Source organism: Bacillus sp. AFS077874, from assembly GCF_002566505.1.
Taxonomy (GTDB): domain Bacteria; phylum Bacillota; class Bacilli; order Bacillales; family Bacillaceae_G; genus Gottfriedia.
In genome coordinates, this window is sequence record NZ_NUYF01000053.1 from 1 (window position 1) to 13,295 (window position 13,295).

The window sequence follows — 13,295 nt, forward strand, 5'->3', positions numbered from 1 at the left end:
CCTGTTCCATCTTCAGAAAATCCTTACAGTATTAGTATATGTTATTGTTTTAAGAATTATTTTTATTAAAATGTACTAATTGTTATTATTTACTACAATCTTATCTTAATGCTCAGTACAGGTATTGTCAATACCTCAATAAAAGTAAGTCCAAGCAAAGAGATGATACGTTAACAATAATGTACCTAATAGGCAACAAAAAGGTTCTGCGATTGAAGAGTCTTTTTTTCTGTTTATATTTAGGCAAAACGCTTAATCAATGTTAGAAAAAGATACACTCTTTTACTTATTAATCCTTGTTAACAAGGTTAAAGTCGAATTGTATTTTGGATTAAAAATGGAACTTTCGTACAACATTTCATTTTCATCTGCCTCGTCAATCCATGTATTGGCGTTTACTATCCCCTCTTTTAATTCTTCTTCTTGGCCTGGGTTACTAAGGAGTTCAAAAGCTTTACTATCCTTATTTAAAGGAGAAGCTACTTCTTTTATTAGCATATTACCAGAGAATATTTTTGTTATTTTAAATTCACTTGAATTTACTACTGCAAATCGATCTTTATTATATTCTATTAGACGATTACAAAAAGAAGTAAGTGAAACTTTATATTTCTCATCAGCTAGTATTTTTAAATCCTTTAAACTAATATTTTTAGATTCCAAATTTGATAAATCTTTTTCCAAAATTTCAGATGGTGTTATTAAATTCGTGGCAAATAAACTTGCTTCCATTTCATCAGTAATTTCAGTTAGGAGTGTTGATTTACCAGATTTTCTATAATAATATACATCATTTGTATGCCATGGTATTAACAGGTGTCCAATTAAAGTTGCTAGTGCAAATTTGACTCTAGCTTCATGTGTGACTTTTTGATCAAGGATAATAGTATTATTCTTTTTTAATAAGATTGCTTCTGCTTCCCCTTTTAAATCACCATTTATAATTTTTAAACTAATTTTATCCGAAAGGATATATACATCAATAGGAAATTCCTTTTTTAATAGTTGATCAAAAACGTATTTAGCATAATTTTTTGGATCTATCGAAAAGTAATTTATAACATTTTCATAACCAGCGTATGAAAATGCATCATTCATTAACTTCTCCCTTTTTTGCGAATTTAAATTTTGAAAAATTTTAATAAGCACCTCACTTTTAGGCTCTAAAACTGAATTACTTTCACCTTTTACCCCAGAAACTAAATAATCAATGGTTACATTTAAAGCGTTTGATAGCTTAACTAATGCATCATAAGAAGGGTTTCTAATTCCAGATTCGTACTGACTAATAGCAGGAGGCTGTAGTCCGGATTTCTTTGCTAGTTCCGTTTGATTTAAACCTAACTCTTTTCTTTTGGATATAATTCTTTCTTTTATAGACATTTTAATTCCTTCTCTCTGACAGTTTGTTATTATTAAAATAACATATGTTATTTTTTGTTGACAAGAATAATAACTGTTGTTATAGTTAAAATAACAAATGTTATGGGTTGTTATAAATAAAAAAGTGCGGCCCTATCCGCACTTGCAAAAAACTGGTTTTGTTTTTTTACTGTAATATAATACCATAAACAAGCCAGCAAATCACAATAAACTAAAGTGAGGTGCTTTAAATGAATATTAGACTTCAAGATGTAAGTGTTATTATTAATGGAACTTCTCGTTACAATGGCAATCAATATGATACTGTTCATGTCGAGACTTTACTCGTTATGGACGAACCTATTCCATCAGAAGAAACTTGGTATGTACCTAATGGCAATTCAGTACCACCAGAAGTTTTAAATTTCTTTAAAATCTCAGGTATAGATATGAATCCTAAAAAGGCTTCTACAATACTTGCGGGTACCGAGGATATCCAAACTGAATCAGAGGAAGGGAACTTACAGGGTGTAATTGAAGATTCGGCTCGATTCATGTTAAGAGCAATCTTGAAAAAAGCACCATTAACTCCGATTTCGGGATCTCCTAATACTTATTTGCTATCTTATGATTATAAAATTTACCCGATTAACAACTCTTCAGACTATGAATTCACAATACGAGTACCATTTGATGGACTAAAGATAGCTGAAAATGGCGGAAGAGTTCAACTGTCAATTATTACACCAATTGGTGCTCAGATTGATGAATCATTGACAAAAGGTATTGATGAGAATGGTCAAGAAATAAGCGAATTAGTTGTACCAGTATCTAATGTGAATCGACAAATCGTATCTTTCGCTTATCAAATTGATCCAGATTTTACTGTTCGATATCGATACTAATTAATATATTTATAATATACCCATAACATTTAAACCCTTCAAAAGGAGGGTTTTTTTCTTTTTGTATACAAATATAAATTTAGTTAACATAAGTACGCTTATCGGCAATAAAAAAGTAAGTTGCTTTTTTTATTGCTATTTTTAGCACATAAATTGGATAATTTTGGGTTAGAATAAATAAAAAATGGAGGTACTTTTATGAAATTAATTAAGTGTATCGTATTAATATTTATAACCCTTTTTAGCTTAAATTATCATGTGAATGCAGCAAATATACAAACATCCACGGATAATCAATTTTATAATATTATGAAATATGAAAAATTCGAAAATGCAATAGATAAGTTTGAAGAGAAAAATAAAATTAAAGTTGGAACGCCGACTCAGTTTCCATTTATAATCACACATAAATTTGGAAAAATTCATTCTAATGGTTATTTAGATCTTTATTATTATAATCAAAATACTAAACAAATGTTGAAAACGATAATAATAAATAATAATGAAGAAATAGACCAAATCCCAACAGATCTTGTAACGTACGTAGATAATTTAAAAGTTTTTATAAGACAATCAGAGGTAGGTTCAAAAATCCAATTTCATAAAAAAAATTTAACTTATGTAATATTCGTTTCTAAACGAACAAGTAACTTTAGTAAGGATGACGCAATTAATATTGTAAAATCCATAAAGTAAAAAACACACTAATAAGTGTGTTTTTTACTTTATTTTTATTGTCGAGTAAAAGATATTTTTCCTTCACCCTCACATTTATATGAAGGATTATTCCCAAAACATATTGCTTGGAGTCTGTAATACCCACCTTGTTTATTTGTCCAACTGATATAATCTGTTCCGTTAAACGGTCCAGGATTAACAGTTGTATTAGCAACTGCTTTACCTGCTGAATCAATTACATAAAATCTCATATTAAAAAGACTATCAGTAAAAGTATCTCCGTTAATATCAACCCTTGCGCCATATGGGATATAAACTTGAGGTGAAATTCCAGATTTATCGCCATAACCTGTTTGAATAGCTACACAAACAGTCCAAGTATCTGAACAATTGTAACCGTACACAAGTTGAGGTGAAACTTCTCCTGCAGCAAATGAATTACCAACTTTAGATGTTAATGCAGTAATGACCACCAAAAGACTAAAAACTATTTTTTTCATCATTTTTCTTTCCTCCCATATAAATGAACTTGTTAAAGAATTAATTCTTTTGTCAAATAAAGAACTCCTGTTAATTAAAAAAGATTAGAATAAATAAATATCGACAAGTTTTTGAATATCCTATACAAATCTAGTTTACATAAAAAACCTTATCGGCACATAAAAAATGATCTTCAATTTATGAAGATCATTTTCCGCATTATAGTCTATGTACTGTGTTAATTCGGTAAAATAAACATTGCCTAGTTGCTTCATACAGCATAGGAGGCAGAGTTAAAGTTGTATGCAAACTCCGTTTTCCCCAACTAAATAGGCGTTCAAGCGAATTCATTTCGAATACACTCGTTATGTCTATATTTATTTAACTTCAAACCGATTTTTAATGTTCATGTTTATTTAACATTTACTGTTTATGAGATTAACTAAATTGAACTAAAACAAACAATACAAGAAACTAAAAGGATTTCGATTATACTTCTAGTTCACATTATGATTATAGGAAACTTGAATAAAAAGTACTTGTCTACATATGTTATTAATGGAGGTGTAGGAATGAAAAAAATATTTCTAGTTTCAATCATAACAATTTTTATCAGTATATCTGCCTTTTGGGGTGTAACGAATGCAAACAATAATGAAGTAATGGATGTTTCATCAATTAAATTTTCATCGTTAGACAAAGTAAATAATCGATTTTATGAAATTTTTATACTGGATCTTTATAATAAAGAAATAATGAACCATATCGAAAATTATTATAAAAACAAAAATATAAAAGTCCAAGGTTATGCGGCTCCAGAAAATGAAAAGTATGTTTCCATACGAGCAACAAGAAATTTAAAAGGTTTAGAAGAAAAATTTAGTTATGTATTAAAAATTACAATACGTCCAGAGGATCAAGATGGAACCATCCGTGGTTTAGACACATTATATTTAGCTGTTGAACCATCAAGGATAAACATGACTAATCTTCCTAAAGGTCTTACAAAAACGAAGTTATTAAAATATGAGCATAAAGAAGTAATAAAATAATAGTATTAATTAGTTTTTATAGCTCATTTAAATTTGGGGTAAATAAAAAAAGGGGTGAAAAACACTAAGTGTCTTCACCCCTTTTTTTTCATAAAAGCGTTTTTTATTGATATACATCTGCTCGTATTGAACTGTCACTATATCTAGGTGTTCCAACTCTGAAATAAAACTCTGCATATCCATTATCACCATCTGCTGTTGCACCATAGATATTAATACAAGTATTACCTGTCAGGCTTTTATTAGCTAATAGTGTTAGACCTGAAGCACCATCATCTTCATAGGCTTGTAGTGTATAGGTGTTACTGCCGTTATCCACTCCACTTATACATACTTGAATAGTTCCTGTCCCAAGGTAATATGTCTGAGAGATGTTCCATATACCAAATGACAAGCTCAAAAAATCATATCCTTGCCAAGTCATTCCTGCTGCTGCTGCCTGCTGAGGTATAGATACAGCTAACGTAGCTACTGTAAGTAGGCTAAAAATAGCATTTTTTATTTTTCTCATTTTGATTATCTCCTTTTTCGAACTCTTTTAGAATCCCTAATAAATAAATTAGCTTATTAAATGGAAAATCCTGTTAATTAAAAAGAGATTAGAACAAATAAATATCGACAAATTCTATGAATATATCATTCATTTTTTGTTTACATAATAATTCTTAACGGAAGTTGCAAAAAGGCCCACCCCTTGTGTACCAAGGGGTGGGCAATTCTGTTTTTTCGACCGATATACAAGTTTTTATACATCGTTGATCTAACAGGGTTTTGGGGTGCTCATCCATCAAAACCTATTCGCCTTTTTTTGTATAAAATCCTGCATATTGGATTGTTGTTAAGTGTATAAAAACTTATAAATTTGTTCACAATGATAGAAAAAGAGAAGAAGTTGGAGGAGAAATAAATGAAATGTACACATTGTGATAGTGTGGTTAGAGTCTCTACGGAGAAGTATTTAAAGCAGGAAAAGCTATGTTCAAAGTGTTATAGATTATGGAAGAGGATTGGAAAAAAGATGGGAACGTTTACTTATTAATAGTAAACCTTCCCATCTTTTAATATTGGGATAATACGGTACTCATCTTCAGTATTGTGTTGTTTTTGATACCAGTCGATGATGTCTGTGTGATTTACACACATACGAATTAAGTCTTCAGCTAGTGCAGTTTTGCTCATATTACAGCTAATAGCAAGCTTTTTTAGTTTTCGATGAGTGTCTTGGGTGGTCGTAATGTTAACACGAATCTTTTTATCAGATCGAGTAGCACGTTCATGAACTTTTTTTGTACCGATTGCCCCTTTGATTTCGTTATCCATTTCCTCTTCCCCTTTCATTTTTTATTCAAAATTTTATCAACTAAGTCCTGAACTTTTAAACGATGTAAATTTGTTCAAACGTTCAAGATGAACACTGTTTAAAATTAAAATATGCAGTAATACCAGTCATTAGACCTCCCCCAAGTAGATTTTTTAATGTCGCTAACCTCTCTTTTGGGTTTAAGCTCCCCTGCTTTAAAAAAGCATGCTTGAGAGACGCAGTATTACGCAACGAGTTTTTAGTTTTCTTAGACTAAATTGCAAGATTCATAGAAATATCTATTAAAAATGGAGAAAAATGCTAGTTTTACTTGTTGAATAGTGTTAAAATTTGAGTAATTAAATAGTACGGAAACGAAAAAAGCCACTCATGCTAAAGTTGGAAGCTTTAACATAAGTGACTCTTATCGCTAGTCTAGTGTTGGAAGCACAAGACTAAATTGTTTAATCTATGCTCGAACCATAGAATAAACATTAACTAGTTATACCTAGAGTATAGCGAGTTAATGACGTAATTGCAATAGTTAAATATTGTTATTACTAGTTTAAGAGTTTGAGATTTTTAGAGCACACTTTTTAGCCTTGTTGAACGGTAGGACAAGCTAAGAAGTGTGCTTTTTTCGTTAGACTATTTGGTTTGTGAGAGCCAAGTCACACGAAAAGTAGAAAGGTGAAATGTAGCCGATGCAAAAAGTACATTCGGATAACGGCTGCTGTTGCATGCAGCTGTCTGACGTAAGCGAGGTAAAGGACACAAGCCTTGCAAAAGAAAAGCCTAAGGGGTAAAACCTATGGTAAAAAGTGTTTAAAACCAATGGAGGATCAAACAAGACATAATGGTACTGTCGTAGTTAATCAGACTGTTGTGAAATAGACTGAGAGTTACTAGTAAGAGGCTGTTATGACACTGTATCACGCCTTACCTACAATGCTGTTACAGGTTGATGGGATAAGGGGGTTACATGGCGAATGACCTGAAAAGGAACGGTGTAGGGCGTGGATACGCACCGTAGGACATGTTGTCCATAAGTCATGTTGGTTAAGGAGCGTCCTTGACCGTCTATGCGACGTCTATACATACGGATACCATAACTCAGTAGTGCTGAGAAATTGATTTGTATGGAAAGGCAGATTTTAACCTCGTTTTTTTGCAAGGGGTTAGTCTGCCTTCCAGCCGTTGTCCATTCCTCGATGGCTGAGTTTACAAGACCTTACAGTTCGAAGTCAAGAACAATCAAACAAAAAGATGAAAAGAATAAATGGATAGTAGATGTAGATGAGGGATTAGAGGAACATAAGTTTTATTTTGGATGTGTGGGTAACGTGGTTTTCGTTATCCATGCAGAGAAAATATAACTTCCAGGACGTAACGAAGTGGAGGGCTTAGGATCTTAGGTAGAAGAGAAAATATGGATTATTTAGTTGTAAAAACTGTTGTATATAACCTTGTATTTGGTGTTGTATTTGATATTGCAAGCATCCCCAACATTAAATACAACTTACTTTTTAGTATAAATATAGAGCCAGTCCTGCTAAATGGTCACGGCATGATGGAGCGATATTCCGTGACCATTCAGCAGGACCATAGATAAATAATCCACTTACCCGATCTAAATCTATTTTGTGGTAGATGGTGGTGAGGAGTAAGTAAAGTAAGTGAGAGTAGAAAGAAGGTAAGTAAGTAGGTAGTTAGAGAGAGTAAAGAATAAGAGATTAAAAGGGAAAAGAAATATAATAGAAGAAAGGTTGGGGAGCTGAATAAAAGAGTTTAGTCTAGTGTTTTATCATTGGCTGGAATCATAAATAAGAGCATAACTGAAAAATTAAGTAATTTATTTTTTATTTACGGTATGTATTGGCTTAGAAACATTGTCATAATGGGGAAAGACCCTCCTCCTTTACCTTCGTAAACAGTACAAGACCTCGCTCATACTTCGTAAGACATGCCCGAGGTCTTGTACTACTGGGTGCAGTCGGAGGATCTAATAAAATGACATATCTAATAATAATGGGTTTATAAATCTATAAAAGGAGTAATAAGGGGATTTACAGAATTATAAATGTATCGATTATAAAATTATAAATTGAAAGAAGGTGAAACTATGAATCATTACAATAAAAAAGAAGCAGCCAAAAAATTAAAAATTACTGAAGCTACAATAACAAAGTATGCTTTATTGTTTGTTAAACACGATTACAACTTTATAACGGATGGAGAAAATGGTTCTAGACTCTTTACTGACAAGGATTTAGAACGATTTGAACAAGTGATAGCACTTAAAGGAGTTATGAAGGTCGAGGAAGCCGTAAAACAAGTTATAAAAGGAAATTCAGTAAGCCTTTATAATCCTGTAACACCATCTATAATGAATGATAAACTTGATACAATTTTAGAAGAATTAAGAATTACAAATGAGCGTATGGAACAACTAGAGAAGGAAAATAAAGTGATCAAGGAAGAATTAGTGGAGCAGAGAAAAGCTACAACAAATCGTGATCAGGTACTTATGGAAACCATGAGGGCGATCCAAGAGCAAAAACAATTAATGTTAGAAGTTGCAGCCACTCAAAAAATCACTAAAAAATGGTGGGGATTTTGGAAGTAATGGCCTTTATAAATTTATAAACCCTTGATACTATTGTGTTTCAATACATTGAAACCTGAATCTCAGACGTCATTTTTTCGCAATTATATATTCCGTTTACTGATTTTATAGATTTATAAAATCATAAGCCCTCCACTACGTTCTGGTCTGGAAGTTTTATCTTCTCTGCATGGATAACAAAAATCACGTTACCCACACATCCAAAATATAACTTAGCTTCCTCTACCTCTTACCTACATATGTCCCATTTACATAAATACTCTTATTGGAATTTCATGATTTTTTTTTTTTTTTTGAATATTCCGATTTTTTTAAAGGGTTTTTGTTCTTTATAAAGAACAAATATAAAGTATTAATTAAAAAAGGAAATGAGGATAAATAAAAAATGAAAAAGAAATATTTAATCGCTGCAACATCATTTGCTTTATTAGGATCAGGAGTTTCATCTCTTAACACAGCACAAGCTGCAGAAGTAGAATCAACAACGACTGAAACAGGAGCTACACCATATATAATTGGACCTGTGGAATTACCACCAGGAGTTACTGAAACAGTTCTTCCAGAACCAGAAGTTACTGATGATGGATATGTAATAAATTCAGTTTTTGAACATACAACAACGACTATTGATGGTGTAGAAGTAACTACTGCATCTCTTGATCCTCGAGATGATATGTTTACAAATACTGCGGTTATACAAGAAACTCAAAACCAAACTATGGGGATGTTAAATTACATCCAATCTGGAGCTGACACAGCTACAAGTACAGGAGAATATCAAGCTACTTATATCCCAGTAGAGTCAGGAGAAACTATACTATCAATTAAAAGTGGTGGATTTAATGGAGAAACATACAACACAATGAAAGCATCGTTAAAAGCAGTTGGTGCAGCACTAGTTGCTGTAGCAGGTTATAAATATGGCGGCACTGGTGGTAAAGCAGAGATAGCCAATGCTGCAAATTCTAGTTTGGCTGCTGATTGGATTGACGACCATTTCCCAGCACAATCGTGGGATAAAATGTATTTGGTTCGTTCTTGGAGTAGTTACTATGATCGATATATTTATCGCTGGTACATTACTAGTTACTCTGACTCTGGTAGAACAAAACCGGTTAAAATTCATTTAAGTCGAGCTTTATTTAGTAGTTGGGATAACACTTTATATTGGTAATAGATAAATGCGAGCCTTTATATTAATTTTTATATTGTTCTTTCTAGTGCAAAACACTACTAAAATGGTTGATTTTATTAATATTACGGTTGCCAATCGTAATATTTCACTTGTAATAATAGTGATTTTTAATGCTTTAGTAGTTGGAATTGTATCTAAATTAACTAAAAAAGAACCAGAAATTAAAAATATGTAAATAAAAAACTGCTTAATGCAGTTTTTTTTATTACCCATTAATACACCATGATATAATTATTACTAATAATAAGATATAGGGATGAGTAGAATGAACAATATCAGCATGAAACAAACTATTAAATACATTTTAATAACTTACTTTTTTTTTAGATTTGGAAACTACATATTTCTGTCCCTTTTGGAAACAATGAAAATACAGGTAAATTATGTTTATTACTTTGTTTCTGAAATGTTATTTTTAGTGATACCTACTTTATATTTTTTAAGAAAAATGAAGATTACTTTGAAACATGATCTTAAATTTAAAAAAATTCCTATTAAAAATTATTTTCATTTAATGATTCTAACTATTTTATTTCAACCTATCACCCATGGTTTAATCACACTTCTATCGGAACTTTTAAATGATCATTCATTTCAAAATTATAAATACTCATACAATTCCTTTATTTATTTCATGACTACCAGTGCTATAATTACGCCATTAATTGAAGAAATTTGGTTTCGAGGGTTATTATTTCAAAAAACAAAACACCTTGGAAGTTATAAATCTATTTTTTTTAATGGAATAGTTTTTGGTTTTATACATCTGAATATAATCGAATTTTCTTATACATTATTATTTGGAATGCTTTGTTGCTACGTATTTTATATTAATAAATCATTAATAGCCCCTATTTTTTTACATGTTATAAATAATATTTTACAAAATATACCAGAAAATAATTATACAGACATTTATTATAAATTTATCAGTAATCCTATAAATATAATTCCATTCATAATTTTATCGTTTCTATTTATTTATTATTTTTCTAAACGAGTTAAAGAAAAGTGCTTATTCCAGCAGCTTTAGTTGATTTAGGACACACGATACTGAATTCAGTTGTTTACTCTTCCAAAAAACAATCTTCTGCAAAATCTTACACGAATACCCTATACGAGACTAGTTTACATAATGGAACTTATAGGTAACAAAAAAAGGATCTTCAAAAGAATGATCCTACATTTTAACAAGAACAAAAATTGGAAAAAAATGAATATGATCTCACTTTAGACTTTTTTTCATAAAAAATAGGCGCCTATAAAGCGCCTATTTGCTGTTTTTAAAGAGCCTATAAAAGGACTATTTGGTGAAAAAAGGAGCCTATAAAGATCCTATTTAGCAATTTTTTAAGTACCCATAAAAACACTAGGCTTTGCCTAGTCCCACAACCTTGTTGGGGGCAGTTTTTCCTTATGCTCTTGTGCTAGCTAACTTTTTCTAAAAATATAAAAGTTGTTCCATCACCTTGTACTCTAGTTTACATAAATACACTTTTATCGGTAATGAAAAAGGATCATTTAAACAGATCATATCGGATAATTTTTATTAGACTTCGGTTATAGTTAATGATTCAGGAAGATTATTATCCTGATGTTTATTTTTGATATTCCCTAAAGGCATATGTATTTCTGTTACATACGGAACTATCATTTCGGGAATAAAACGGGATTGTAATTCCAACATATCTCGATCAGTTGACCCTCGTTCACCTTCAATATCCAAATATAAATGCCTTTCCTTATTCGGTTCTCTTAGTTGACGTGCTTTAATCAGTTCAAATAATTGATTAGCTGCTGTGTTAAAATCCTCATTTACTTTAATAGTATGATAAATTGAAACATTTTTCATAAAATCACCTGAATTAAAGTATTTCCTAAATTGAAATAAAAAAAGGCTTTTATAACCTTAAGAACGTTAAAAAAAGTCTACAAAAGGAAGATAACAGCCTAATGAAATGAAGAAAGGAGTAACTGTCATTAAAAATTAATTGTTTCTATACGATCGGAAAAACGGCTCATCTACAACTAATTCAGAAAAAGAGGTGGTTTATTTAAACCGTCTCTTTTTCATCTTGAAATTTTTAATAAAACTGTCTATAAACGAAAATATTTTCGTTTACACTATTTCGTATTTTGTCACTGTATCTATTTATAAGTTTTTATTATAATTTTATTTAATGGTTATAGTTTATACGAAAATTTTTAATGGTTTTTCTGCGTTTTTGCGCAATGTTTTATTAAAATATTGTGTAAAAACGCATTTGATTAAGCTTTTGATTGCGTGGTATATTGTTTTTACAGAAATTAATGAAGGAGCGAGAAGACGTTATGTCTAAAAAACGATTCGGATTGGCATCAATTCCCGCGGAAGATGAAAAAGATTTAATGTTTAAGGAATACCATCAATTTTGGAGAAAGGTAAATAGTGATGGAAACGTACCATTTGTACCAATATATACTGCTTTTAGAGAAAAACATTTAAAAACACTAGAGCCAGGACCTTTACGATTATATTTATTTTTTGCATTCGCAGCTAATAATCAATATGGACATAGTTGGCACAGCATAGAAAGGATAGCAGAATTTTTCGGAACTCAAACACGTACAATTGACAATTGGATTAAGATTTTGACGGAAGAGAATTTGATTTTTCGTGAAAGAAAAGGAAAAAAATCTCACACTACTTATCTCATACCTTATTCCAATACGATTATAAGGCATAATTTATTAAAAAAGATAACAGTGGACAAGCAAGAAGTTTTAGATTTACTTATTAAGAAGATTAAAAATCGCAACTCACTGTATGGAGAAATTATAGATGTTTATCACTTTTTTCAGTGGAGTACAACAAAAAAGAATAAGCCATCTATAAAAAGTAATGTTCAGTGGTTGTTTGTTGTTACTAAACGAATAGATAATGTGTTGACGGGTCATTTTACTGTGCTTAAAAACTCTCTACATATGGGGGTTAGTGAAGTGGATGTGGAAGATCTAGCAGTATTTCAGAGTCCGTTTAAATACAATGGTCAAAGCGTACAGGGCGTTACACTTACGCATTTAATAAAGTTAATCGATTCAAATATAGGTGCAGTTCTTTCATTGATGAATTCGATGACAGCAGAATCATGGGATTGGAAGGATTATCCTTCGGCTGATTATGGTGAAATCAAAGAATTTTTCGAAGAAGAAGAGGAACCAGAAACAGAAATAGAAACAGAAACATAAGAGGAGAACGCTTACGATGAAACCAGAAAAAGTTGGTGTAATTAATGATGTAGTAATAAATATCTTAAGTTTATCTCTTGATACCGATGCACCAATCTTGTTAGGAGAAACTAATATAGAACACATGAAAAATGAACATCCAGAAGATTTTGATAAGTATGGACATAGAATTTCTGAAATTCTTGAATCTCCTGATTATGTTGCAAAACACCCACGTAAAGATTCGATTGAATATATAAAGGTATTTTATGATGAAGAAAAGGAAGACTACGTATTAGTTGCTGTACGTGCTACAGGGAGAGGGATACATTTTGCTAAAACGCTTTTTGTTATGGCAGATGAAAAAGTCGTGAAATACAATAAAAAAGGGGCTTTAAAGCCATACAAAAAGCCATAGCTTGAGCTATGGCCGGCGTAAGAATTTTAGGCGGGGTGGCACTCCCGCATCTCCAAACAAGGGTGATGGCTG

General features: G+C 31.2%; 14 protein-coding genes. 9 read left to right on the forward strand and 5 right to left on the reverse strand.

The features are described from left to right. Positions 1-282 precede the first annotated feature (282 nt). A complete protein-coding gene (locus COJ46_RS21875; RefSeq protein WP_098231921.1) occupies positions 283-1,383 on the reverse strand; it encodes a helix-turn-helix domain-containing protein in 1,101 nt (366 codons plus the stop codon). Between the two features lie 230 nt (positions 1,384-1,613). On the opposite strand from COJ46_RS21875, the gene COJ46_RS21880 reads away from it, so the two are divergent. Then, positions 1,614-2,267, forward strand: a complete 654-nt coding sequence (locus COJ46_RS21880; RefSeq protein ID WP_098231920.1) for a hypothetical protein — start codon at positions 1,614-1,616, stop codon at positions 2,265-2,267. A 198-nt stretch (positions 2,268-2,465) separates the two neighbouring features. Beyond that, entirely contained in the window at positions 2,466-2,963 is a 498-nt protein-coding gene (locus COJ46_RS21885; protein ID WP_098231919.1) for a hypothetical protein, read from the forward strand. A 35-nt stretch (positions 2,964-2,998) separates the two neighbouring features. Here the strand turns inward: COJ46_RS21885 and COJ46_RS21890 are convergent, their stop codons facing one another. Continuing rightward, a complete protein-coding gene (locus COJ46_RS21890) occupies positions 2,999-3,448 on the reverse strand; it encodes a hypothetical protein (RefSeq protein WP_098231918.1) in 450 nt (149 codons plus the stop codon). Between the two features lie 549 nt (positions 3,449-3,997). Between COJ46_RS21890 and COJ46_RS21895 the strand changes: the two genes are divergently transcribed. Then, on the forward strand, positions 3,998-4,477 hold the full coding sequence (locus COJ46_RS21895; RefSeq protein ID WP_098231917.1) for a hypothetical protein: 480 nt from the start codon (positions 3,998-4,000) through the stop codon (positions 4,475-4,477). Positions 4,478-4,580: 103 nt separating this feature from the next. On the opposite strand, the gene COJ46_RS21900 is transcribed toward COJ46_RS21895, so the two are convergent. Together COJ46_RS21900 and COJ46_RS21905 are read right to left on the reverse strand one after the other, a co-directional pair. Then, positions 4,581-4,988: a hypothetical protein gene (locus COJ46_RS21900; RefSeq protein ID WP_098231916.1), complete on the reverse strand. Its 408-nt coding sequence runs from the start codon at positions 4,986-4,988 to the stop codon at positions 4,581-4,583. A gap of 524 nt (positions 4,989-5,512) precedes the next feature. After that, positions 5,513-5,797, reverse strand: coding sequence for a hypothetical protein (locus tag COJ46_RS21905; protein ID WP_098231915.1), 285 nt, complete (start codon positions 5,795-5,797; stop codon positions 5,513-5,515). Between the two features lie 2,102 nt (positions 5,798-7,899). On the opposite strand from COJ46_RS21905, the gene COJ46_RS21915 reads away from it, so the two are divergent. The 4 genes from COJ46_RS21915 to COJ46_RS25285 all read left to right on the forward strand — a co-directional run bounded on the left by COJ46_RS21915 (position 7,900) and on the right by COJ46_RS25285 (position 10,631). Next, positions 7,900-8,403, forward strand: coding sequence for a DUF3967 domain-containing protein (locus COJ46_RS21915; RefSeq protein ID WP_098231913.1), 504 nt, complete (start codon positions 7,900-7,902; stop codon positions 8,401-8,403). 385 nt (positions 8,404-8,788) lie between these two features. Then, entirely contained in the window at positions 8,789-9,577 is a 789-nt protein-coding gene (locus COJ46_RS21920; RefSeq protein ID WP_098231927.1) for a hypothetical protein, read from the forward strand. A 7-nt stretch (positions 9,578-9,584) separates the two neighbouring features. After that, on the forward strand, positions 9,585-9,773 hold the full coding sequence (locus COJ46_RS21925) for a hypothetical protein (RefSeq protein ID WP_098231926.1): 189 nt from the start codon (positions 9,585-9,587) through the stop codon (positions 9,771-9,773). A gap of 339 nt (positions 9,774-10,112) precedes the next feature. After that, positions 10,113-10,631, forward strand: coding sequence for a CPBP family intramembrane glutamic endopeptidase (locus tag COJ46_RS25285; RefSeq protein WP_353652165.1), 519 nt, complete (start codon positions 10,113-10,115; stop codon positions 10,629-10,631). 516 nt (positions 10,632-11,147) lie between these two features. Here the strand turns inward: COJ46_RS25285 and COJ46_RS21935 are convergent. Then, on the reverse strand, positions 11,148-11,450 hold the full coding sequence (locus COJ46_RS21935) for a hypothetical protein (protein ID WP_098231924.1): 303 nt from the start codon (positions 11,448-11,450) through the stop codon (positions 11,148-11,150). A gap of 479 nt (positions 11,451-11,929) precedes the next feature. Between COJ46_RS21935 and COJ46_RS21940 the strand changes: the two genes are divergently transcribed. Together COJ46_RS21940 and COJ46_RS21945 are read left to right on the forward strand one after the other, a co-directional pair. Beyond that, positions 11,930-12,826 (forward strand): hypothetical protein, encoded by an 897-nt coding sequence (locus tag COJ46_RS21940; protein WP_098231923.1) that lies wholly within the window; start codon positions 11,930-11,932, stop codon positions 12,824-12,826. Positions 12,827-12,842: 16 nt separating this feature from the next. Continuing rightward, positions 12,843-13,223, forward strand: a complete 381-nt coding sequence (locus COJ46_RS21945; protein WP_098231922.1) for a PBECR3 domain-containing polyvalent protein — start codon at positions 12,843-12,845, stop codon at positions 13,221-13,223. Positions 13,224-13,295: the final 72 nt, after the last annotated feature.

What these genes read in the sequence shown, in the direction of transcription:
- COJ46_RS21935 (WP_098231924.1), bottom strand. Translation starts at nt 11,450, where the DNA reads ATGAAAAATGTTTCAATTTATCATACTATTAAAGTAAATGAGGATTTT.
- COJ46_RS21900 (WP_098231916.1), bottom strand. Translation starts at nt 4,988, where the DNA reads ATGAGAAAAATAAAAAATGCTATTTTTAGCCTACTTACAGTAGCTACG.
- COJ46_RS21875 (WP_098231921.1), bottom strand. Translation starts at nt 1,383, where the DNA reads ATGTCTATAAAAGAAAGAATTATATCCAAAAGAAAAGAGTTAGGTTTA.
- COJ46_RS21895 (WP_098231917.1), top strand. Translation starts at nt 3,998, where the DNA reads ATGAAAAAAATATTTCTAGTTTCAATCATAACAATTTTTATCAGTATA.
- COJ46_RS21945 (WP_098231922.1), top strand. Translation starts at nt 12,843, where the DNA reads ATGAAACCAGAAAAAGTTGGTGTAATTAATGATGTAGTAATAAATATC.
- COJ46_RS21925 (WP_098231926.1), top strand. Translation starts at nt 9,585, where the DNA reads ATGCGAGCCTTTATATTAATTTTTATATTGTTCTTTCTAGTGCAAAAC.
- COJ46_RS21915 (WP_098231913.1), top strand. Translation starts at nt 7,900, where the DNA reads ATGAATCATTACAATAAAAAAGAAGCAGCCAAAAAATTAAAAATTACT.
- COJ46_RS21920 (WP_098231927.1), top strand. Translation starts at nt 8,789, where the DNA reads ATGAAAAAGAAATATTTAATCGCTGCAACATCATTTGCTTTATTAGGA.
- COJ46_RS25285 (WP_353652165.1), top strand. Translation starts at nt 10,113, where the DNA reads ATGATTCTAACTATTTTATTTCAACCTATCACCCATGGTTTAATCACA.
- COJ46_RS21885 (WP_098231919.1), top strand. Translation starts at nt 2,466, where the DNA reads ATGAAATTAATTAAGTGTATCGTATTAATATTTATAACCCTTTTTAGC.
- COJ46_RS21940 (WP_098231923.1), top strand. Translation starts at nt 11,930, where the DNA reads ATGTCTAAAAAACGATTCGGATTGGCATCAATTCCCGCGGAAGATGAA.
- COJ46_RS21905 (WP_098231915.1), bottom strand. Translation starts at nt 5,797, where the DNA reads ATGGATAACGAAATCAAAGGGGCAATCGGTACAAAAAAAGTTCATGAA.
- COJ46_RS21880 (WP_098231920.1), top strand. Translation starts at nt 1,614, where the DNA reads ATGAATATTAGACTTCAAGATGTAAGTGTTATTATTAATGGAACTTCT.
- COJ46_RS21890 (WP_098231918.1), bottom strand. Translation starts at nt 3,448, where the DNA reads ATGATGAAAAAAATAGTTTTTAGTCTTTTGGTGGTCATTACTGCATTA.